This is a genomic window from Nocardia wallacei (assembly GCF_029869545.1).
GTDB lineage: Bacteria > Actinomycetota > Actinomycetes > Mycobacteriales > Mycobacteriaceae > Nocardia > Nocardia wallacei_A.
In genome coordinates, this window is sequence record NZ_JARWQD010000373.1 from 34229 (window position 1) to 53906 (window position 19678).

The following is a 19678-nucleotide window of genomic DNA, read 5'->3' on the forward strand; positions in this document are numbered from 1 at the left end:
CGGCGCGGTAGGTTCGGGCGCTGCGCGTATCGCGGCAGGTAGGGCCGCTACTTGCCGCACAACCCTAGCAAGCTGGACGATCGTCCAGTACGCTTCCGCGAACGAGACGTACAACGAGGGCGACGGGCTCGCTACCGATCTCGCGTCCCGGAGCCGAAGGAGCGACCGTGGTGGTTTCCCGGCGATCGATGCTGGCCGGTACGGCGGCCGCCACGCTCGCGGCCGGTGTGGCGGGCGGGAACCCCGCTGCGGCCCAGCCGGTCCCGCGTACCGGCGCAGCCGAGGGGTACCTGGTCGGGTGCGGCATGGCCGATGTGACCGGCGCGGTCGCCGGGCAGGGCATGATGGGCTACTCGGAGCTGGATCAGGTGGCCACCGGCCTGCTCGGCCGCTGCTGGGCCCGCGCCTACATCGTCGTCGACCAGGCCACCGGGGACCGGATCGTCTTCGTCACCGCGGATATCGCCTGCCTGTTCCAGTCGGTGCACCTGGCGGTGCTGCAACGGCTGGCGCGGCGGTTCGGCGACCTCTACACCGAGCGCAATGTCAACCTGAACGCCACGCACAACCACAACTCGTGCGGCGGCACCGCCCGCGAATACGCCTATTCCCTTGCCGCCTACGGGTTTCAGCAGAATTCGCACGATGCCGAGGTGAACGGGATCGTCGCCGCGATCGTCGGCGCGCACGAGCGCCTGGCGCCCGGCACCGTCCTGCTCGGCCACGGCGAACTGCACGACGCCAGCGCCAACCGCTCGCGCGAGGCCTTCGAGCTCAACCCCGCCGAGGACAAGGCGGAACTGCCGGGCGGCATCGACCCGCAGGTGACGGTGCTGCGACTGCGCCAGGGCGGCAAGGATGTCGGCGCGATCACCTGGTTCGCCACCCACGGCACCTCGCTCACCGACCACAACACCCTGATCTCGGTCGACAACAAGGGCTACGCCAGCTACCGCTGGGAGCACGACGAGATGGGGGTGCGTCACCTGGACGGCCCGCCGAGTTTCGTGGCGGCGTTCGCGCAGACCAATGCGGGCGATATGACGCCGAACCTGAACCTGACGCCCTGGCGTCCGTCCGGGCCGACCGACGACAACCGAGCCAACTGCGCGCTCATCGGGGAACGCCAATATCAGGCGGGCCGTGCGGCTTTCGCGTCGGCGCGGCCGATGGGCAGCCGCGGTGTCGACGCCGTGCTGCGCTATGTGGACATGGGCGATACCGCGATCGACGGTGCCTACACGCCGGACGGAAAGCCCGCGCGCACCGCCCCGGCGATGATGGGAACGGCGGCCGCGGCCACCAGTTCCGAGGACAACTGGAAGACTCAGCTGCCGTTCCTGCACGAGGGCGACACCAACCCGGTGGTGGCCGCGCTGGGCGGCGTGGACGCGCCGATCGAGCAGTGGATGCGAGATGCCCAGGCCCCCAAGCTGATTGTCGCACCACTGGGCATTCTCCCGCCGCGGCCGTGGGTCCCGCTGGTGGTGCCGATCCAGATCATGCGCATCGGCGATCTGGTGCTCGCCTCCGGGCCCGCCGAATACACCGTGGTGTCGGGACTGCGGATCCGGCGCCTGGTGGCCCGGGCGCTGTCGGTGCCGGTGGAGAACGTGCTGCTGCAGGGCTATGCCAACGGCTACAACGGCTATGTGACCACGCCCGAGGAGTACGTCTCGCAGCAGTACGAGGGCGGGGAGACCCTGTACGGGCGCTGGACGCTGTCGGCGTACATGCAGGAATTCGACCGGCTCGCACGGGCTTTGGCGGCGCGGGTCGACCTCGGCCGCGGACCGGCGCCGCTGGACTGGACCTCGGGCGCGCAACCGAATCTGCTGCCCGCGGTGCCGCCGGACGCGCCCCCGCCCGGACGTGCCTTCGGCGATGTCCTGACCCAGCCGCGGCCGGGCTATGAAACGGGACAGACCGTTTCGGTGGAATTCGTCGGTGCCCATCCGAACAACGATTTCCACACCGGCGGAACCTATTTCGAGGTGCAGCGCAGCGTGGGCGGCGGCTGGCGCCGGGATTTCGACGACAACGACTGGTGCACCGAACTGCACTGGGCGCGCCCGGACGGCCAGCCCGCGGCCTCGGTGGTCGAGATCCGCTGGACGGTGCCCGACGACGCCGAGCCCGGCCGCTACCGCATCGAGTACACCGGCGACAGCAGGGATGCGGCCGGGGTCGTCGCGCGGTTCACGGGAACCTCGGCGGAGTTCACCGTCGGCTGAGCCCGTCGTCCCGCAGCGCGCCGGTGGTGTCGAGTATCGCGCGCACGACCCGTCGCGGATTGTCGATCATCGGCACGTGACCGGCACCGCCGAGGATCTCGAAACGCGCCCGCGGCAGCCTTTCTCGCGCGACGGCGCCGTTGACCGAGATCGGCAGGATGCGATCGCGGGCGGCCCATGCCAGCGTCACCGGGCACGGCAGCGGATCCAGCGGCGCGATCTGCGATCGGGTGGCGAGGACGTCGCCGAGAATCGGACAGTCGAGCAGATCGTCGGCGATGCCGAGCGCTGCCCGCGGCGTCAGCCGGTCGCCCCGCGCGCAGACGTCACGAAACGCGGTGCGGCGCACGGCCGCCGAGCGTAGGCCGAGCGGCGCGACCGGGCGGGTGAGCCTGGTGAGCAGGGCGGCTCGGGAGATGACCGAGGTCCCGCCGGTGTGGCTGGGCGCGCCCGCGTCCCAGAATCCGGCGGGGGAGAGCGCGCAGACGCTGCGGGCCCGTCCGCGCCGCGCGAGTTCGATCGCGATCCATCCGCCGAGCGAGTTCCCGGCGAGATGGGCTGTGTCCCAGCCTCGTTCGTCCATCCGCCGTTCCACGTCGTCGACGAGATCGTCGATGCGCACCGGGCGGTGTGGCGGAGGTGGCCCGCCGCGATGGCCGCACAGCGTGGGCGCGAGCACACGGTGGTGGCGCGACAGGGCGGGAACGAGGGCGTCCCACACACGGCCGGACATGGTGACGCCGTGCAACAGGATCAGCGGTGATGCGGTCACGGGCCGATTCTCTCCTGCGGTCCCGCCGCCGCGCAGGGCGCCTCGGCGGGGCACTTGTGCCGCATTGGAGTGGCGTTCTAGAGTGGTGCTCTAATGAATCGGCAATCCACTCGCCCCGATGCCCGTGCCGCCGTGCTGAGCGCGGCGGCGGAGCTTTTCGACGTCCGCGGCTACGACACGGTGTCGATCGCGGAGCTGACCGCGGCCTCCGGGGTGAGCAACGGATCGCTCTACCACCATTTCGGGTCCAAGGACGGCGTGCTGGCGGCGCTGGTCGTGGACGCCCTCGCCGGATTCCAGGAGGGCGTCCTTGAGACACTGGGCGCCCGAACCGACGCGGCGTCCGCGATCCGCGCCCTCGTCGAGTACGAGCTGCGGTGGTACGAGCAGCATCCGCGCGCCGCTCGCTCGGTGATCGCCCACCGCGACACCGTGGCGGCCAGCGCGCGCGGCCGCGAACCGCTGCGCGAGATCAATCGGGCGTTCGGCCGCCGGTTGCAGGCGTGGCTGCGCGAACAACAGCGCTGCGGTGCGCTGCCGGAGGCCGTCGACCCGAACCTGCTGTACGCCATCGTCTTCGCGCCCGCGCACGAGACGGGCAAGCTGTGGCTGGCCGGGCGAATCAGGAAGCGTCCCACCGAGTTCGCCGCGTCCCTGGGCGCGGCGGCGTGGGCAGGTTTACAAGCTGTCTGACGAAAGGACGTGCGTGCCATGACGATCGATGTCTGGGCTCAGCATCCCACCGCCGAATTCCTGGCGCAGGACATGTTCGCGGCGCTGCGCCGCTGGACCGGCGGCGGCATCCCGTCCGGGCCGATTCCACTGTCGGCCACCCTCGATGCCATGGACGCCGGGGGAGTGGACCGGGCGTTGATCACCGCCTGGCATGCGCCGGAGGGTGAGCTGATCTCCAATGACGAGGTGGCACGGTGCGTCTCGGCCGCGCCGGATCGGCTGGCTGGGATCGCCTCGGTCGATCTGCGCAGGCCCATGAACGCCGTACGCGAGCTGCGCCGGCGCGTGCGCGACGAGGGGTTCAAGGGCCTGCGGGTGCTGCCGTGGCTGTGGGAGACCCCGCCGACGGACCGGCGGTTCTATCCGCTGTTCGCCGAATGCGTGGAACTCGGCATCCCGTTCTGCACCCAGGTCGGGCACACCGGACCGCTGCGGCCCTCGGAAACCGGGCGGCCGATACCGTACATCGACCAGATCGCGCTGGACTTCCCGGAACTGACCGTCGTGTGCGGTCATGTCGGCTATCCGTGGACGGAGGAGATGATCGCGGTGACTCGCAAGCACGAGAACGTCGTCATCGATACCTCCGCCTACACCACCGAACGGCTACCGCGGGAACTGATTTCGTATCTGCGGACCGGCACCGGCCGCCATCGGGTGCTGTTCGGATCGAACTTCCCGATGATCGCGCCCGCCCAGGCCCTCGCCGGGCTGGACAAGCTCGGCCTCGACGACGAGGTACGGGAGCTGTATCTGGAAGGCAACGCGCGCAGGGTATTTCGCCTGTGAGCGCGGGTATCAGTAGCGCCGCCGTGACCAGACCTGTGCGGAGACGCGGGCCAGCAGGCGCGCTGCCGGGTCGCCGACCGCGCGGCCGTTGGCGAGCGGGCCGGTGTAGCAGACGGCCAGCGCGTACGGCGGGGCGTCGGGCGGGAAGACGAGCGCACCGCTGTGCCGCAGGTGGTGCCCCCAGCTGTTCTTGACCGCGACGCGGGCGCCCGCGGGCAGGCCGATCGGCAGGTCGTCGCGGAAGGTGTTGCGCTCCAGCAGGTTCAGCTCGTCGGGCCGCAGTGCCAGCAGCAGCCGTGCGAACCCCGCGGCCGTCACCTGGTTGGCGGCGCCCGCCTCGCGTGCCGGATCGTCGCCGGGCAGCCGAGCCATCCGGGTGCCGGAGATTCCCATGTCCTGCAACACCCGGGCGACCGGCTCCAGGCCGATCCGCTCGACGCAGAGACCGGCGGCCAGATTCGACGAGTGCGTGATCATCCGCTCGGCCAGCCAGCGCACCGTCGCCCGGCCGCCGATGCGCCGCCACGGAATCGGATCGCTGTCCTCGTCCGCCCGCAGGTGGAACGACCGGCCGGGAATCTGCGACGCGAACCGATCGTGCACGGGCACCGAGACATCCAGGTCGGTCCCGCTGCGGTACAGCGCCGCCAGCACCGCGGTCTTCACCGTGCTCGCCGCGTCGTGGGTGGCATCGGCGTTGATCGCGTAGAACGGAGCCTCGCCGTGCCGGACTGCGCAGATCGACAGCATGCTCACAGCCTATCGACGGCGCCGGTGAGGTTTATTACGAATCACCGCATTTCGGACAAATATACGATTCTGGTCCCCTGTCGCGTCCCGCTACTTCTCCGATGCCCGCAAACGCCGCGTCGAGATGGACCGCCATCGCGCGCCCGGCGGCGTGCAGGGTTCGGTGGATCGCGGACGGCTGGTCGAAATCGATGATGCCTATGTGCTGTCCATGCTCGACCAGCCGCAGGCGGTCGCGAAGGCGATGGGGGAATTCCTGACCGGCGGTCAGAAGTAGTGTCGTCGCCCTCCGACCGGGCGGCCGATGCCGCCCAGCAGGACCAGCACCGCACCGGCGACGGCCAGGACGACGCCGATCGTGGTGAGAAGGGGAATGCCGAGCAGATATCCCACGATGATCAGCAGGATTCCGAGAATGATCATGGTGTGCCCGTTCTGTCAGCCGTGTGACCGTGCGTGATGGGTGGTCTGCGGGGAGCCGGGACGGCCGAACAGGCGGCTCCACGGCCGGGCGTGACGTTCGGCCGACGGCACGCGCGCAGGCTCGATATCGCCCCGGGCGGAAGGCGTTTCGCGGCGGGAGCGGCGAAGTTCGCGGCGCACCTGGGCATTACGCCGGGTGGCGGTCAGCGCACCCGTCAACAGCAGTGCCAGGCCCAGCATTCCGGCCGCGCCGACCGCGGCACCGGCCGCGAACAGTTCGCCCTCCGAGCCGGTGAACGGCTGGTCGAAGACGGTGAACTCGGTCGACAGCAGATGCGCGTCGCCGAGGTTGGCGGCCACCGCGGCGACGCCGATGACGACCGCGGCGATCAGCACGATCAGTCCGATGAGAACAATCATGACAATTCCAAATCTTGTCGGACGGTTGTGTCCTGGCAATGCCCGTGACCGTGCGGTTCAAACGGCCTGGCGGGGTTGCTGTCCGGGCGCGAAACCGTATGCCTATACGGTGAAGGGGTGCCGAGGAATCCATTGCCCGCCGTGGGGCGCGCCATCGCGCGCCGCCCGTCGGTGATGCGCGCCGCACCCGCCGTCGCGGTCCTCGAGCGCGTGGTGCGCCGGCTCAGTCGCGGCCGCCACGGCGTACTCGATCTGGCCGGGCTGCCATCGATGGAGCTGACCGTGCTGGGCCGCAAGACGGGCCTGCCGCGCACGGTGTCGCTGCTGTACGTCCCCGACGGGCCCGGCTCCTACCTACTGGTCGGATCGAACTGGGGCAGGCCCGAACATCCGGCGTGGTCGGCCAACCTCAACGCCGCAGACCACGCTGAAATCCACAGCGGCGGAGAACGTTTCAAGGTCCGCGTCCGCCGCCTCACCGGCCCCGACCGCGACCGCGCCTGGCACCGCGCCACCACCTACTGGCCCGGCTACACCATGGAACAACGCCTGACCCCCACCCGCCCCTTCCGCCTCTACGAACTAACCCGCATCTAACCCCACCCCGGGTCGGCAGGCTTCCCGCACCCCATGCGTGACCTCGCACCCCCTACAGGACCTCGTAGGGGGTGCGCGAACGGATAAGGGGTGCGGGAAGCGCGGTGCGGGGGTGGTTAGCTGCGGCGGAGGAAGCGGCGGCGGGGTTTGCGGTGGGATTCGGCGCGGTGGGCCAGCTCGGTGCTGTGTTCCTTGGCGCGGTCGGCGAGTTCGGCGGCGTGCTGGGAGGCCTCGGCGGCCAGGGCCCAGGCGCGGTCCCGGTTCGTGTCCGCCAGCTCGCGGCTGCGCTGCCGGGCGCGGCGGGCCAGCTTCCGCCCCCGCCGCCGAGTACGGGCAGTGAGATCCGCCCCCTGCTCCTGAGCCACCTCAGCCCACTCGGCCCCACGACCCTGCGCAACCTCCAGCAGTTCGGTCCCGCGGTCCTGCGCGGCTTCGAGCAGTTCGGTCCCACGGTGGCGCGCGGTCTCGGCCAAGTGCTTGCCGCGTTGCTGGCCGGTCTCGGCTAGGTGCTTGCCGCGTTGCTGGCCGGTCTCGGCTAGGTGCTTGCTGCGGTCCCTGCTGGTCTCGGCTAGGTGCTTGCTGCGGTCCCTGCTGGTCTCGGCTAGGTGCTTGCCGCGGTCCCTGCCGGTCTCGGCCAAGAGTTTGCTGCGAGCCCGAGCTGTCTCGGTCAACAGTTTGCCGCGGTCCCGTCCGGTGTCGGCGATGCGCATGCCACGCTGTCGACCGGTGTCGGTCAGCTGCCTGCGGCGATCGCGACCGGTCTCGGTGAAATCGGAACCGCGACGTCCGGTGCGGCCCTGTGCGGTTCGCGCCAGCTCGGCTCGGCGCCGCTCGGCCTTCGCCGCCCAGTCGGTGTCCGCACGCCGCCGCCGTGCCCGTTCCGCCAAGTCGCGCCCGCGGCGCCGCGCGGCTCGTGCCATCGCGCCGCCGCGCTTCTTGGCAAGATCGGCGTATTCACCCCCGCGATCCCGGGCGGTCTCGGCGTCGCTCCGCTGCCGCGCCCGCTCCGCCAAGTCACGCGCGCGGCGTCGCGCGGCTCGGGCTGCGGCCCCGCCGTGTTCCCTTGTGAGACCGGCGAATTCGCTGCCGCGATGCTGTGCGGTATCGGTCAGCTCGGCGCCCCGGTGCTTGGTCTTGTCGGCCAGGTCGGCGCCGCGGTGCCGTGCCTGCTCGGCCCAGTCGGCGCCGCGGTGTTCCGCCGCGTCGACCCATTCGCTGCCGCGGTGCTTCGCCGCCTGCGCCAGCTTCTCGGTGCGATGCTGCGTGGCCTCAGCGAGTTCGGCACCGTGTTGCTGCGCCGCTTCCGCCAGTGCTGAGCCGCGGCGCTGTGCGGCTTCGGCGAGTTCGGCGGCGTGGTGTTGAGCCCTGTCCGCCCAAGTGCTGGCGCGATGCTGTGCTGCCTCGGCCCACTCGCCCCCGTGATGTTCGCCGCGGTCTGCCCACATCTCCGTGCGGCGCCGCGCGGTATCGGCGAGTTCGGTGCCGTGCTGCTGTGCGGCTTCGACGAGGTCGGCGCCGCGGTGTTTGGCCGCCTCGGCGAGTTCCGCGCCGCGGTGTTCGGCGGTCTCGGCCCATTCGCGGACGTGGTGTTTGGTGCGGTCCGCGAGCTTCTCCGTGTGACGCTGTGCGGCCTCGGCGAGGTCGGCGGCGCGGTGTTGGGCTGCGTCGGCCAGTTCGGTGGTGTGGTGTTCGGCGGTTCGGGAGAGGTCGCGGGCGTGTGAAGCCTGGTGTTGCAGGCGCTCTCGCCATGACTCGCCGGCGCCGATGGGCAGGGCGGTGGCGGCGCGGTGGGCGGCGCGACGGCCGCGCCAGCCGAGCGACGGCTTGCCCTCGGTATCGGCCGCGGCGATCATCAGCCCGCCCAGCAGGCCGAGGTCCTTGAGGAAGGCGATGCGTTTGGCGGCGCGGCGGTCCGGGTCGGACTCGTTCCAGAAGTCCTGTTCGGTCACGGTGGCGGGAACGACCGTCACCGCCAGGACCAGCGCGGACAGCCGCGGCACCCGGCCCATCGCCAGCAGCACACCGGCCCCGACCTGGGTGGCGGCATTGACGCGCACCACCTGCCCCGGATCGCCGGGCAGCTTCGCGGCCAGTTGCGGTGACAGTTTCTGCTCGCCGCGCGCCACCAATGTCGCCGCGGCCTTCGTGCGCGGCTCGGGATGCATCAGCGTGTCGACCCCGTCGACGACGAAGGCGGTGGCCAACAGCGGGCGGGCAAGTCGGCGGATGATCATGACGAGAACCCTTTCCTCGAGGCTGTTCGGGCGGGTTCCCGCAGTTGTGCGGGTCAAACGCGGGCGGACCGGGGAGATACGCCGCGGATCCGGCTCAGGGCACGACGGTGACCGGCCAGCGCCCCGCCTTGACCAGCCGCACCGCGACCGAGCCCACCAGCCGGTGCCCGGCCTTCTCCGAGGCCCCGACGACCACCGCATCCGCCTTGAGTTCGTCTGCGGCACTGGCCAATCCGGCATACGGGTCACCGCGCCGGGTGAGGAATTTCCAGCGTGTCGCGTAGACGTCGCGGACGCGCTCGGCGTGCTCCTGGATCTGGCGGGCCAGATCGTCGGCCATCTCCGCGGTCACGCCCTGCACATCCGCGCCGTACGCGCCCGCCATCGCCATCCACGGCTGCACGTAAACCATTGCCAGCAGCGCGCTCTGGCGCCGGGCGAGCCCGGCGGCGTAGGCGGCGGCGCGCCAGGAGGCGTCGGATCCGTCGATGCCGACCATGATCACGTTCGGTCCGTCGGTGCCCAGTTCGAAGCCGGACGATGCGCTGGGCGCCCATTCCGGTGTTGTCTCCTCCGCCACGCTGTCGAGCGTAGAACAGGTCGGCACGCGCTCCCAGCCCTGATCCCGGCGCTGCGTGACCGAGTGCCCGAAAGTAGCCGGGCGCGGCCACGCGCCGAACAGGGCGACCTCCGGGTTAGTGTCGGGTTCATGACCGACCAGCGATCAATCGTCGTGATGGGCGTCTCGGGCGCCGGTAAGACGACCGTCGGTGAGCGGCTGGCCGCGGCGCTGGGCGTCGAGTACGCCGACGGCGACGACTTCCATCCCGCGGAGAACGTCGCCAAGATGTCGGCCGGAGTCCCGCTCGACGACGCGGACCGGTGGCCCTGGCTCGATGCGGTCGGCGCCTGGCTGGCCGAGCGGCCGGGCCGCGGTGTGGCCAGTTGCTCGGCGCTCAAACGCGAGTACCGCGACCGGCTGCGCGCCGCCGCGCCGACCGCGTTCTTCGTCGACCTCGAGGTCCCCTACGACGAACTGAAACGCCGGATGTCCGCGCGCACAGGCCATTTCATGCGGGCCCGGATGCTGGATTCGCAGCTGGCCATCCGTCAGCCACTGGCTCCCGGCGAGCCGGGTATCACCGTCGAGGGCGCCCGCCCGGTGCCCGATGTGGTGAAACAGATACTCGCCGAGCTGAATTCACCCGAGTGAGGGCGGGGGTCAATGCTCCAGCTTGCGCAGCAGATCCCGCAGCGCACGTAAGTCGGTGGGGGACAGGGTGGTCAGCGAGTCCGGGGCCGGATCCGGTGTCGCCAGGGCGTCGGCCAGGACCGCGCGCCCGGTCTCGGTGATCGACACCAGCTTCGAGCGCCGGTCCGCCGGATCGATCTCACGCACCACCAGCCCGCGCTCCTCGAGATCGTTGACGGTGACGGTGGTGGCGGGCGCGTCCATGGTGGCCGCGTGCGCCAGTTCCTTCACCGTCATCGGACCCGGGCGCAACCGCCGCAGCACCCGAATCCGGCTGAACGGCATGCCCGTTCGCTCGACGACCGCCCGCTTCCACTGATCGCGGGTATCCATCACCACGTGGGTGAGCAGCCGCCAGACCTCGTCGGCGGTGGGGACATCCGGCGGGGCGTTATCCGACACTGGCAGGAACCTTCTGTTCGAGCAATGGCGCGACCCGATCCCGGGACCGCTCGGCCCACCCGGTGTTGGCGGCGACGCCGAGAACGGCGATGCTCGCGGCGAGCCCGGCCAGCACCCACCACAGGCTCGCGCCGGTCAACAGGCCACACAATGCCACACCGATGCTGACGCCGACCTGGCGGCTGGTGGAGGCCAGCGCCGCGGCGGCACCGGCGCGATCGAGCGGCATCCCGCTCACGGCCGCGGTGGTGATCGGCGCGTTCACCATGCCGAACCCGATCCCGAACACCGCGAACATGATGATCAGCTCCCACACGGGAGTGCCGGAGTGCAGACCGGTCAGCAGCACGGCGGCGGCCGCCATGAACGTCCCGGCCACCAGCAGCGAGGGCCGCGTGCCGTACCGCCCGACCAGCCGCCCCGACAGCGGTGAGAAGATCAGCATGCCGATGGCCATCGGCAGGTACAGCAGCCCGGTGTGCACCGCCGAATAGTGCCGTGTGTCCTGCAGATACAGCGACGCGCTGAACAGGAAGGCGCCCAGCCCAGCGAAGGCGCACACCGCGATGACGGTGGCCGAGCTGAACGGCACGCTGCGGAAGAAGCGCAGGTCGATGAACGGCGACGGATGCCGCCACTCGTGGAAGACGAACGCCGCCAGCGCCACCGCCGTCACCGCGAACACCAGCGGCTGCCGCTCGATCAGTCCGAACACCAGCGTGAACAGCACGACGACGGCCAGCGCCTGCCCGATCCCGTCGATCCCGCGCATGGTCTGTGATTTCGTCTCCGGCACGTACACGGTGGTCAGCACGAGCGCGATCGCGCAGATCGGCAGGTTGATCCAGAACACCGACTGCCAGCCGAGGGTATCGATGAGCCCGCCGCCGACCATCGGCCCGAGCGCAGTGGAGATGCCGACGACCGCGCCCCACACCCCGACCGCGCGGGCCCGCTCGACCCGCCCGGTGAACACGGTGGTGATGATCGACATCGCCACCGGATTGAGCATGGATCCCCCGATGGCCTGCACGAACCGCGCGCCGATCAGCACCTCGACCGAGGGCGCCAGGCTGCACAGCAGCGACCCCACCGCGAAGGTGGACAGTCCGATGCGGAAGACCCGCTTGCGCCCGAACCGGTCCGCGGCCGCCCCGGACAGCATCAGCAGGCTGGCGAGGGTGAGGGTGTAGATGTCGATGATCCACTGCAGCCACGACAGCGACGCGTCCATCTCGGCGCGAATGGTGGGGATCGCGACGTCGACGATCGTCGCGTCCATGGACGAGATCAGCAGGCTCAGGCAACACGTCACCAGCACGATGGTCTTCCGGCGCGCGCTCAACCCCTCGGTAGTTGTAGGCACACAATGATTGTGAATTCACAACTATCTGCCGACAACCCCTGCCGCTGTGGGATGGGTCACCGGTATCCGGCTCGGTTGATCTCGATCGCGGCGGGTAGCACCGGGTTGTGAGCACGCTATGAGGAAGGGAGTCAGGTCATGGCACAACCGATCACCACGACCCTGGACACCGAGCAGCAGCGCATCGCGGGCGAGGCCCTGTGCGGCGCCGTCGTCGATCTGATCGACCTGACGCTGATCGCCAAACAGGCGCACTGGAACGTGCTCGGACCGCGCTTCCGGCCGGTGCATCTGGCCCTGGACGAACTGGTGACGGCGGCACGGAAGTTCACCGACGCCGCCGCCGAGCGGGCGGCCGCGATCGGGGTCAGCCCGGACGGGCGCGCCCGCACCGTCGCCGAGGAGACCTCCGCCGAGGGCTTCCCGGCGGGCTGGCAGCGTGACACCGACGTCGTCGAGGCGATCACCGGCAATCTCGCCGCGATCATCCGCCGCATGCGCGCCCGCATCGATGCCACCGACAAGGCGGACCCGGTCACCCAGGACCTGTTCCTGGACATCACCGCGCGACTCGAGCAACTGCACTGGATGTGGGAGGCCCAGCTGGCCTGAGATCACCGCGATGTCGGCAAAGCGCCATTAACAAGGTCGCGGTAGCGTGCCGGTCATGACGACCGACCGCAATACGGCGGCGCCGAGCGCGCCACCTCTCGCGACCGCGGGTGAGGAAGAGGGCTACAAGCGTGGCCTGAACCCGCGGACTATTCAGATGATCGCCATCGGCGGCGCGATCGGCACCGGCCTGTTCTACGGCGCGGGCGGCGCTATCGAGCAGGCGGGGCCCGCGCTGATTCTGTGTTATCTGGCTGCCGGTTTGGCGATCTTCGTGATCATGCGTGCCCTCGGCGAGCTGCTGACCTACCGTCCGGTGTCGGGCAGTTTCGCCGAGTACGCCAACGAGTTCCTGGGCCGGTTCGCCGGTTTCGTGACGGGGTGGACGTATTGGGCGGTGTGGGTGGCGACCTGCATGGCCGAGATCACGGTCGCGGGCAAGTATGTGAAGTACTGGTTCGCGGTGCCGGAGTGGCTGACGGCTTTGGTGGTGCTGGGTGTGTTGTTCGCGGCGAACTTGATCTCGGTGAGGATCTTCGGTGAGGGCGAGTTCTGGTTCTCCGCGATCAAGGTGACCGCGATCGTGGCGATGATCGTGATCGGTATCGGGGTGCTGGCGTTCGGGTTCGGGCACACCGATCATTCGTCGGTGACGAATCTGTGGGCCGAGGGTGGGGTGTTCCCGAACGGGTTCGGGCAGGCGATGCTGGCGTTGCAGATCGTGGTGTTCGCCTATGTCGGTGTGGAGTTGGTGGGTGTGACCGCGGGTGAGGCGGAGAATCCGCGTCAGACGTTGCGTAAGGCGATCAACACGTTGCCGCTGCGGATCGGGTTGTTCTATGTGGGTGCGTTGATCATCATCATGTCGGTGGTGAGCTGGACGCAGTTCCATGAGGGCCGTAGCCCGTTCGTGGAGGTGTTCTCGCAGATCGGGATTCCGGGCGCGGCCGGTTTGATCAACTTCGTGTTGCTGACCGCGGCGTTGTCGTCGTGTAACTCGGGTATCTACTCCACCGGGCGGATGCTGCGCAGCCTGTCGCTGCGTGAGGAGGCTCCGGCGGCGTTGTCGGGGTTGAGTAAGCGGCGGGTGCCGTATGCGGGGATCGTGGTGTCGGCGGCGATGATGGTGATCGGTGTGATCGTGAATGTGGTGTCGCCGGACAAGGCGTTCGCCTACATCACGTCGGTGTCGACGATGGGGATCATCTTCGTGTGGGGCATGATCCTGGTCTGCCACTTCCTGTACCGCGCCAAGGTGCGCCGCGGGGAACTCCCGGCCAGCGACTACCGGCTGCCGGGCGCGCCGGTGACCAGCGCGCTCGCATTGGGCCTGCTGGGCCTGGTCGTGGTGCTGCTGTTCTTCACCGACAGCGGCCGCACCGCACTCGTCGTCGGCGCGGTGTGGGCGGTGCTGGTGTGCGCGGGGTACCCGATCGTCAACCGCCTCGTCCACCGGCGCGAAACGGCAAGCGCCGCTTAGTATCTCGATGATCGGCCGGTGGCGCTCAGCCACCGGCCACCATCGAGCCGATGGCCAGGAAGGCCAGCGTCACCGTCATCAGGAACCAGCCCGCGCCCTGCCAGATCGGCCAGGCGCGGTGGTGTTTCCACGCGCGATAGGTGGTGATGAACGCGCCGACCGTTCCCGCCACCAGTACCGCTCCGGGTCCCGCGAGAATCGTTGCGCGCGAGGCGGTATCGCAGAACATCCCGGCCGCCGAGGCGCACGGCTCGCGCCGCCCGGCCCAGGCCGAGACCGCCGCACCCACCAGGACGGCGATCGCGAGCACGACGGCGACGTAGGCGGCGGCCCGGCGGAACATGCCGGGATCGTGCCAGCGCTTCTCGACATCGTCGATCATCCGTATCACCTCCTTACCGCCCGTGATTACCCGGTGCGGGGCGATGCATCCACCGATGCGGGAGAAAGATCGACGAGATTCTATGCGTATACGTATACTGTCAGTCATGTTCGATCCCTTCAGCCTCGCGGTCGGTGCCGGGCTGCTCGCTCTCGGCTGGGCCGTCGGCCGGATGAGCCGTCGCCGACGCGGCGACAAGCTGCCCGCGGCGTGCGGGTGCGGTCACGACCTGGCGCTGCACGATCGTGAATCCGGCAACTGCCACGCCGAGATCTTCCGCAAGACCGGCCACGGCCTGCGCGAGTGGGTGGGGTGCAACTGCCGCCGCTACACCGGACCGACCCCGCTCGACGAGGTGTTCACACCGCCGCTGCTACCGCCGGTCTCCTGAGCGGCCGAGCGCCGCGGCGATGCCGTCGAGCACGACATCGAGCCCGAAGCGGAAATCCGCGGCGGCCATATCGTGTCCCGGCTCGACCGATTCCGGAAAAGGGTTGGCGGCGAACAGTTTCGCGGACTCCGGGAAGCGCTCGGCATCGATGAGCCGTGCGAGTGCGGCGCCGTACTCGTGCTCGACATCGGCCTGGTCGCGCCCGCCGCGCGATACCAGCATCTGCTGCTCGGTCAGGCAGGCCTGGCGCACATAGCCGCCCAGCGGCATCAGCAGGCCCAGTTTGGTGCCCCAGTCCAGATCCGCGCCGCGCAGCGCCCGCAACTGCACCTCCATCCAGCCGATCATGTTGGGGCCCTGCGGCGGTCCGGCGATCGGCACGTGCAGCAGCCAGCCGCGGCGGGCGTAGCGTGCACGCAGCGCGAGGGCGCAGTCGGTGAGTGCCGCGCGCCACTGCCCGGGCGCGCGGCGGATATCGGGCGGCGCGTCGATCGCCTCGTCGGCCATCAACTCGAGTAGCTGCTCCTTCGAGCCGACGTGACGGTACAGCGCCATCTTGGTGAAACCCAGTGTCTGCGCGACCTTTTCGAGGGTCACCGCCGCCAGCCCGTGCCGGTCGGCCAGCTCGATCGCGGCCGCGACGACCTGATTCACGTCCAGGACCGGCGGGCGCCCGGGCCGCTGGGGGATGGGCAGGCGCCACAGCCGCGCCAGTTCGGCCGGGATCGTCCGCTCGCTCACCGTTGATCTCCTCGCATCGGGATCCATCTTGGCATCGGCCGCGCTCCCGATATAGTATCCAACCGAAAGTATCCAGCGGATATTAACTGCCGCGGCCGGTCCGGTGAGAGGTAGATCAATGACTGACCAGCGCATTCACGATGTCGATGCGCTGCGCGGATTCGCGTTGCTCGGCATCTTCCTGGTGAACATCACCTTCATGGCCTCGGGATATCCCGGGAATCTGGTCGACGATCCGGCGTACTCGAGCGCGCTGGACGACGCCGTGCGCGGCGCGATCGAACTGCTGGCGAGCATGAAGTTCTACCTGCTGTTCTCGTTCCTGTTCGGCTACAGCTTCACCCTGCAGATGTCGGCCGCCGCGCGGGCCGAGGCCGCCTTCCGGCCGCGCATCCTGCGCCGCATCGCCGGGCTGTTCGCATTCGGGGTGCTGCACACGGTGTTCGTCTACGGCGGCGACATCCTCGCCACCTACGCCGTCGCCTGCCTGATCCTGCTGGCGCTGCGCGGTACCGGGGACCGCACCGCGATCCGGATCGCCTGCTGGATCTACGGCGTCGTCGTGCTGGGCACCGCGGCCACCGGGCTCCTCGTCGATACCTCGTCGTTCCTGCCGTCGGCCGATCAGGCCCGCGCCAGCGCGGCCGAGCAGACGCAGGCGCTGCTGGGCGGCTGGGCCGACATCATCGGCCACAACCTCGCGGGACTGCCCCTGCTGCTGATGCAGTCGCTGACCCTGCAGGGCCCGACGGCGCTGGCGATGTTCCTGCTCGGCATGGTCGCCGGGCGGCGCGGACTGCTGGCCCGCGTGCGCGGCGACGAGCCGGTGCTGCGCCGGATGCAGTGGATCGGCTTCCCGCTGGGGCTGGCCGGTGGCCTCGTGTACGCGCTGGGCGGCGGACCGTCGAGCACGCTCGCCGCGGCGGCGGGGATCGCGAGCGCACCGCTGCTGTCGGCGGCCTATGTGGCGACACTGCTGCGGGCGATGCACCACCCGCGCGGTGGACGGCTGCGGCGCGCGCTCGCACCGGCCGGGCGCATCGCCCTGACGAACTATCTCGGGCAGTCGGTGATCGGCCTGCTCATTTTCACCGGAATCGGCTTGGGCGCAGCGGGTTCGGTATCGCCTCCGGGGCTGCTGGTGCTGGCGTTCGCGATCTTCGGTGCGCAACTGGTGCTCAGTGCGCTGTGGCTGCGCCGCTTCCGCTACGGTCCGGCCGAATGGGTGCTGCGCTGGATCACCATCGGCCACCGTCCCGCGCTGCGCGAGCGCTCACCTGCCGTCTCGGCGTAGGACGGGACGGCGAAACACGCTGGGGTGTCGCGAGATTGCGCGGGCCGCGTGGCGCTCGGGGCGGTATGTCCGGATGCTCCCGCGGCGCGCGCCAGGTAGGTTGTCGACCATGCGTACCGAGGGAGATGCCTGGGATATCACGACCGGGGTCGGGTCTACCGCGCTGTTCGTCGCCGCCGCGCGAGCGCTGGGCGGTGATCAGGAACAGGCCCTGGCGGAGGATCCGTTCGCCGAGGACTTTCTGCGCGCCGCCGGGGACGAGTGGGCGGCGTTACTCGACGGGGAGGCGCCCGAGCACCCCCTCACCGCGACCGAATTCGGCCGCGACTTCCAGGAATTCCAGGTCGCCCGCACCAAGTACTTCGACGACTACTTCCGCGACGCGACGGCCGCCGAGGTGCGGCAGGTGGTGATCCTGGCCGCCGGACTGGACGCCCGCGCCTACCGCCTGCCCTGGCCCGACGGCACCGTCGTCTATGAGCTCGACCGTCCGCAGGTGCTGGAATTCAAGCGCAACGTGCTGGCGGACAACGGCGACAAGCCGCGCACCGACCGGCGCGAGGTGCCGGTGGATCTGCGCGAGGATTGGCCGCGGGCCCTGCGCGAGAGCGGATTCGATCCGTCGGCGCCCACGGCCTGGCTGGCCGAGGGGCTGCTCATCTATCTGCCCGCCGCCGCGGTGGAGCAGCTGTTCGAGACGATCGAATCGCTGAGCGCGCCGGGCAGCCGGGTGGCCATCGAGCAGATGGATCCGCTGCCGGAGGAGGCCGCCGCGGCGCTGGCCGAGAATTCCGGCGAGGCGGACGCCGCGCGCAACGAGTGGCTCGGCCTGATCTACAACGAGCCGCGCAGCGAGGCCGCCGGTTGGTTTACCGCCCGCGGCTGGACCGCCGAGCGCGTCGACGTCCCGGATTACCTGCGCGCCCACGGTCGCCCGGCGCCGGGCGGCTCCGACGGGTCGATCTCGAATCTGATCAGTCTCGTGACCGCGGTGCGTCCCTGACACCGGCCCGATCGAAGATGTCGAACCCGATCGCCACGGCGGCCTCGCCGCACTGAGCGTCGGTGAGATCCAGGTCGCCCATCAGGCCCACGCTCCAGGACACCGCCGCGAGGGCCTGGCGGGCGTGGAACACCGCCATCGGCGCGTGATCGGGCTCGGTCATGGCCTCGGCGACCGCGCGGAACTGGTAGCGCAGGCCCGCTCCCACGCCCAGGCGGCGGAAGGCGGCCTGGTTCTCGTACATGAAGCGGGTCATATCGCGGCCGGTGTCGTGCAGGACGGCGGCGTAGCGGCGCAGGATCTCCCGGCCGGTGGTCCGCCCCGGCGGCTGGGTGGCGGCCCAGGCCAGGATCTCGTCGACGCCCGCGCGCAGGTCGTCGGCGAGGCTGACGACGATGTCCTCCTTGGCCGGAAAGTGGTAGTAGACGGCGGCCTTGGTGATGCCGAGGCGTTCGGCGATCTCCCGGATCGACGTGCGCTCGTAGCCCTGGGCGGAGAACAGTTCCATCGCCACCGAGCGGATCCTGTCCCGGGTGTCGGTGCGCCGACCTGCCACCTGCCGCCTCCACTTCCGCATCTGCCGACCGGTCGGCACGAGCCTAGCGCCCGCGGCGCCGGAGGGCGGCCGAGGTGCGGGTGTGGTTCGAAAACTACTGTCCGAGAATCGAATTCATGATGGTGCCCGCGCTGGTCGCGAGGACGCCGCCGATCAGCGCCCCGGCCACCATCTTCGGCGATTCCAGTCGCCCGCCGCTCCACTTCTCCCAGCCGAACCTGCCCCCGGCGTAGATGATCGCCGTGGTGCCGGACAGCAGGACGAACCACGTGAAGTAGCGGACCAGCTTCAGGATCTTGTCGGCGGCCGGAGGTGTCTCCGGCGTCGGGTTCATCACCTGAGCCAGGAGGATCTCATGTGCGGCTTGGAGGATCATGATGCGCTCGTTCCGCGCGACGGCAGTCGTCCCCTCCATGGTAGATCTCGATCGGAGGACTCGGACCCCACGGATCCCTTGCCCGCGCGCATCTTTCGCGTTCAGCGGGCTTGACGGCGGCTACTCGTCGTCGAGACCCGCGGAGAGATATGCGGCCGCGGCAACCCACTGCCTGCAGCCGACATGGCGATCGTGTGCGCGCAGGATGGTGCGGGCCCTGCGGTAGCTGAGATCGCGAGGTTCGTCGGCGCAGTCGTCGAAGCTATCTGAGCCGGTCGCGGATGCGCAGGTACCGGAATACTGCAATAGCTGGTTCATGGGCTGCCTCAGGCCGTTCGCGGAGGGTCGTCTAGCGACGCTGGCGCGGGCTTTCCGAACGATCCGGCGCTATCCGGGCCATTCTCGTCAAGAGCGAGTTTAGGCCGCTGCGTCGTGCAGATGCAAGTACATCTGCACGGTCGAATTCCGGGTGAAGGGAGAAACAGACTGGTCGGATGAGAAAGTCCGCCCTGTTCCCGGCGACGCGCGAGGATGACGGGTCAAGATCAAAGCCATTGCCGCTCTTACGGTTCCGCTACATCGGAGGGGTCGATAGCTGGCAACTGGCGTGCTATCGTCTGAGTGTCGGTTTCAACTGTAAGAACATTTGCGCGAACATATGCAAGCACCGGCCCCCCGCGCCAGGCGGCGGGGCCGCCACCACCGAGCAGGGAGACACCCATGTACGAAACAAACGCGATTGGGGCCGTGGGGGGCCGTTGCGTCTCACCAGCCGGCTTGCCGAGGTTCCGGGTCGAACTGGATTCGCTCGGCATCTACCCGCCACCCGAAGAGGGAAATGCGGACTAGACGAGTCACGAGGGTCACAT

Annotated in this window: 24 protein-coding genes; 11 read left to right on the plus strand and 13 right to left on the minus strand. The window is 69.7% G+C overall.

Going from position 1 to position 19678, the window contains the following annotated elements; genetic code table 11:
- Positions 1–167 precede the first annotated feature (167 nt).
- The gene (locus QH290_RS34555) at positions 168–2234 is read left to right on the plus strand and encodes a neutral/alkaline ceramidase (protein WP_280387538.1); all 2067 of its coding nucleotides are present in this window, start codon (positions 168–170) and stop codon (positions 2232–2234) included.
- Here the strand turns inward: QH290_RS34555 and QH290_RS34560 are convergent.
- The gene (locus QH290_RS34560) at positions 2221–3006 is read right to left on the minus strand and encodes an alpha/beta fold hydrolase (protein ID WP_280387540.1); all 786 of its coding nucleotides are present in this window, start codon (positions 3004–3006) and stop codon (positions 2221–2223) included. The genes QH290_RS34555 and QH290_RS34560 overlap by 14 nt on opposite strands.
- Before the next feature lie 93 nt (positions 3007–3099).
- On the opposite strand from QH290_RS34560, the gene QH290_RS34565 reads away from it, so the two are divergent.
- Both QH290_RS34565 and QH290_RS34570 read left to right on the plus strand, forming a co-directional pair.
- On the plus strand, positions 3100–3699 hold the full coding sequence (locus tag QH290_RS34565) for a TetR/AcrR family transcriptional regulator (RefSeq protein WP_280270116.1): 600 nt from the start codon (positions 3100–3102) through the stop codon (positions 3697–3699).
- 18 nt (positions 3700–3717) lie between these two features.
- Positions 3718–4530, plus strand: coding sequence for an amidohydrolase family protein (locus QH290_RS34570; RefSeq protein WP_280270117.1), 813 nt, complete (start codon positions 3718–3720; stop codon positions 4528–4530).
- A gap of 9 nt (positions 4531–4539) precedes the next feature.
- Here QH290_RS34570 and QH290_RS34575 read toward each other — a convergent pair whose 3' ends face one another.
- The gene (locus QH290_RS34575) at positions 4540–5280 is read right to left on the minus strand and encodes a serine hydrolase (RefSeq protein ID WP_280387542.1); all 741 of its coding nucleotides are present in this window, start codon (positions 5278–5280) and stop codon (positions 4540–4542) included.
- A gap of 124 nt (positions 5281–5404) precedes the next feature.
- On the opposite strand from QH290_RS34575, the gene QH290_RS34580 reads away from it, so the two are divergent.
- Positions 5405–5557, plus strand: a complete 153-nt coding sequence (locus tag QH290_RS34580) for a hypothetical protein (RefSeq protein ID WP_280387544.1) — start codon at positions 5405–5407, stop codon at positions 5555–5557.
- Here QH290_RS34580 and QH290_RS34585 read toward each other — a convergent pair.
- Both QH290_RS34585 and QH290_RS34590 read right to left on the minus strand, forming a co-directional pair.
- Entirely contained in the window at positions 5548–5703 is a 156-nt protein-coding gene (locus QH290_RS34585) for a hypothetical protein (protein WP_280270119.1), read from the minus strand. The two genes, QH290_RS34580 and QH290_RS34585, sit on opposite strands and share 10 nt — an antisense overlap.
- A gap of 15 nt (positions 5704–5718) precedes the next feature.
- Complete coding sequence (locus QH290_RS34590; protein WP_280387546.1) at positions 5719–6123, minus strand: hypothetical protein; 405 nt, start codon at positions 6121–6123, stop codon at positions 5719–5721.
- 117 nt (positions 6124–6240) lie between these two features.
- On the opposite strand from QH290_RS34590, the gene QH290_RS34595 reads away from it, so the two are divergent.
- Positions 6241–6720, plus strand: coding sequence for a nitroreductase family deazaflavin-dependent oxidoreductase (locus QH290_RS34595; RefSeq protein WP_280270121.1), 480 nt, complete (start codon positions 6241–6243; stop codon positions 6718–6720).
- Between the two features lie 116 nt (positions 6721–6836).
- On the opposite strand, the gene QH290_RS34600 is transcribed toward QH290_RS34595, so the two are convergent.
- Positions 6837–8954, minus strand: a complete 2118-nt coding sequence (locus QH290_RS34600; RefSeq protein ID WP_280387548.1) for a DoxX family membrane protein — start codon at positions 8952–8954, stop codon at positions 6837–6839.
- 94 nt (positions 8955–9048) lie between these two features.
- Complete coding sequence (locus QH290_RS34605; protein ID WP_280270123.1) at positions 9049–9534, minus strand: universal stress protein; 486 nt, start codon at positions 9532–9534, stop codon at positions 9049–9051.
- A gap of 129 nt (positions 9535–9663) precedes the next feature.
- On the opposite strand from QH290_RS34605, the gene QH290_RS34610 reads away from it, so the two are divergent.
- Entirely contained in the window at positions 9664–10167 is a 504-nt protein-coding gene (locus QH290_RS34610) for a gluconokinase (RefSeq protein ID WP_280387550.1), read from the plus strand.
- A 9-nt stretch (positions 10168–10176) separates the two neighbouring features.
- Here QH290_RS34610 and QH290_RS34615 read toward each other — a convergent pair whose 3' ends face one another.
- Positions 10177–10539 carry a MarR family winged helix-turn-helix transcriptional regulator gene (locus QH290_RS34615; protein ID WP_280270135.1) on the minus strand — a complete coding sequence of 121 codons (363 nt, stop codon included), beginning with the start codon at positions 10537–10539 and terminating at the stop codon, positions 10177–10179.
- 58 nt (positions 10540–10597) lie between these two features.
- Positions 10598–11974: an MFS transporter gene (locus QH290_RS34620; protein WP_280387551.1), complete on the minus strand. Its 1377-nt coding sequence runs from the start codon at positions 11972–11974 to the stop codon at positions 10598–10600.
- Between the two features lie 138 nt (positions 11975–12112).
- On the opposite strand from QH290_RS34620, the gene QH290_RS34625 reads away from it, so the two are divergent.
- Both QH290_RS34625 and QH290_RS34630 read left to right on the plus strand, forming a co-directional pair.
- Complete coding sequence (locus tag QH290_RS34625) at positions 12113–12586, plus strand: Dps family protein (RefSeq protein WP_280270126.1); 474 nt, start codon at positions 12113–12115, stop codon at positions 12584–12586.
- A gap of 55 nt (positions 12587–12641) precedes the next feature.
- Positions 12642–14066, plus strand: coding sequence for an amino acid permease (locus tag QH290_RS34630; protein ID WP_280387552.1), 1425 nt, complete (start codon positions 12642–12644; stop codon positions 14064–14066).
- A 25-nt stretch (positions 14067–14091) separates the two neighbouring features.
- On the opposite strand, the gene QH290_RS34635 is transcribed toward QH290_RS34630, so the two are convergent.
- Entirely contained in the window at positions 14092–14448 is a 357-nt protein-coding gene (locus QH290_RS34635) for a hypothetical protein (RefSeq protein WP_280387554.1), read from the minus strand.
- A gap of 106 nt (positions 14449–14554) precedes the next feature.
- On the opposite strand from QH290_RS34635, the gene QH290_RS34640 reads away from it, so the two are divergent.
- The gene (locus tag QH290_RS34640; RefSeq protein WP_280270129.1) at positions 14555–14839 is read left to right on the plus strand and encodes a hypothetical protein; all 285 of its coding nucleotides are present in this window, start codon (positions 14555–14557) and stop codon (positions 14837–14839) included.
- On the opposite strand, the gene QH290_RS34645 is transcribed toward QH290_RS34640, so the two are convergent.
- Positions 14822–15580 carry a TetR/AcrR family transcriptional regulator gene (locus tag QH290_RS34645; RefSeq protein WP_280270130.1) on the minus strand — a complete coding sequence of 253 codons (759 nt, stop codon included), beginning with the start codon at positions 15578–15580 and terminating at the stop codon, positions 14822–14824. The two genes, QH290_RS34640 and QH290_RS34645, sit on opposite strands and share 18 nt — an antisense overlap.
- 118 nt (positions 15581–15698) lie before the next feature.
- Between QH290_RS34645 and QH290_RS34650 the strand changes: the two genes are divergently transcribed.
- The gene (locus tag QH290_RS34650) at positions 15699–16874 is read left to right on the plus strand and encodes a DUF418 domain-containing protein (RefSeq protein WP_280387556.1); all 1176 of its coding nucleotides are present in this window, start codon (positions 15699–15701) and stop codon (positions 16872–16874) included.
- 109 nt (positions 16875–16983) lie between these two features.
- Entirely contained in the window at positions 16984–17877 is an 894-nt protein-coding gene (locus QH290_RS34655) for a class I SAM-dependent methyltransferase (protein WP_280387558.1), read from the plus strand.
- On the opposite strand, the gene QH290_RS34660 is transcribed toward QH290_RS34655, so the two are convergent.
- The 3 genes from QH290_RS34660 to QH290_RS34670 all read right to left on the minus strand — a co-directional run bounded on the left by QH290_RS34660 (position 17849) and on the right by QH290_RS34670 (position 19127).
- Positions 17849–18433, minus strand: coding sequence for a TetR/AcrR family transcriptional regulator (locus QH290_RS34660; RefSeq protein WP_280266879.1), 585 nt, complete (start codon positions 18431–18433; stop codon positions 17849–17851). The two genes, QH290_RS34655 and QH290_RS34660, sit on opposite strands and share 29 nt — an antisense overlap.
- A 94-nt stretch (positions 18434–18527) precedes the next feature.
- Entirely contained in the window at positions 18528–18809 is a 282-nt protein-coding gene (locus QH290_RS34665) for a hypothetical protein (RefSeq protein ID WP_280266882.1), read from the minus strand.
- A gap of 120 nt (positions 18810–18929) precedes the next feature.
- Positions 18930–19127 (minus strand): hypothetical protein, encoded by a 198-nt coding sequence (locus tag QH290_RS34670; protein ID WP_280266880.1) that lies wholly within the window; start codon positions 19125–19127, stop codon positions 18930–18932.
- Positions 19128–19678 lie beyond the last annotated feature (551 nt).

Excerpts from the sequence above, each read along its gene's own strand:
- QH290_RS34565 (WP_280270116.1), top strand. The coding sequence starts at position 3,100 with ATGAATCGGCAATCCACTCGCCCCGATGCCCGTGCCGCCGTGCTGAGC.
- QH290_RS34570 (WP_280270117.1), top strand. The coding sequence starts at position 3,718 with ATGACGATCGATGTCTGGGCTCAGCATCCCACCGCCGAATTCCTGGCG.
- QH290_RS34575 (WP_280387542.1), bottom strand. The coding sequence starts at position 5,280 with ATGCTGTCGATCTGCGCAGTCCGGCACGGCGAGGCTCCGTTCTACGCG.
- QH290_RS34580 (WP_280387544.1), top strand. The coding sequence starts at position 5,405 with ATGGACCGCCATCGCGCGCCCGGCGGCGTGCAGGGTTCGGTGGATCGC.
- QH290_RS34585 (WP_280270119.1), bottom strand. The coding sequence starts at position 5,703 with ATGATCATTCTCGGAATCCTGCTGATCATCGTGGGATATCTGCTCGGC.
- QH290_RS34590 (WP_280387546.1), bottom strand. The coding sequence starts at position 6,123 with ATGATTGTTCTCATCGGACTGATCGTGCTGATCGCCGCGGTCGTCATC.
- QH290_RS34600 (WP_280387548.1), bottom strand. The coding sequence starts at position 8,954 with ATGATCATCCGCCGACTTGCCCGCCCGCTGTTGGCCACCGCCTTCGTC.
- QH290_RS34610 (WP_280387550.1), top strand. The coding sequence starts at position 9,664 with ATGACCGACCAGCGATCAATCGTCGTGATGGGCGTCTCGGGCGCCGGT.
- QH290_RS34615 (WP_280270135.1), bottom strand. The coding sequence starts at position 10,539 with ATGGATACCCGCGATCAGTGGAAGCGGGCGGTCGTCGAGCGAACGGGC.
- QH290_RS34625 (WP_280270126.1), top strand. The coding sequence starts at position 12,113 with ATGGCACAACCGATCACCACGACCCTGGACACCGAGCAGCAGCGCATC.
- QH290_RS34630 (WP_280387552.1), top strand. The coding sequence starts at position 12,642 with ATGACGACCGACCGCAATACGGCGGCGCCGAGCGCGCCACCTCTCGCG.
- QH290_RS34635 (WP_280387554.1), bottom strand. The coding sequence starts at position 14,448 with ATGATCGACGATGTCGAGAAGCGCTGGCACGATCCCGGCATGTTCCGC.
- QH290_RS34640 (WP_280270129.1), top strand. The coding sequence starts at position 14,555 with ATGTTCGATCCCTTCAGCCTCGCGGTCGGTGCCGGGCTGCTCGCTCTC.
- QH290_RS34650 (WP_280387556.1), top strand. The coding sequence starts at position 15,699 with ATGACTGACCAGCGCATTCACGATGTCGATGCGCTGCGCGGATTCGCG.
- QH290_RS34655 (WP_280387558.1), top strand. The coding sequence starts at position 16,984 with ATGCGTACCGAGGGAGATGCCTGGGATATCACGACCGGGGTCGGGTCT.
- QH290_RS34665 (WP_280266882.1), bottom strand. The coding sequence starts at position 18,809 with ATGATCCTCCAAGCCGCACATGAGATCCTCCTGGCTCAGGTGATGAAC.
- QH290_RS34670 (WP_280266880.1), bottom strand. The coding sequence starts at position 19,127 with ATGAACCAGCTATTGCAGTATTCCGGTACCTGCGCATCCGCGACCGGC.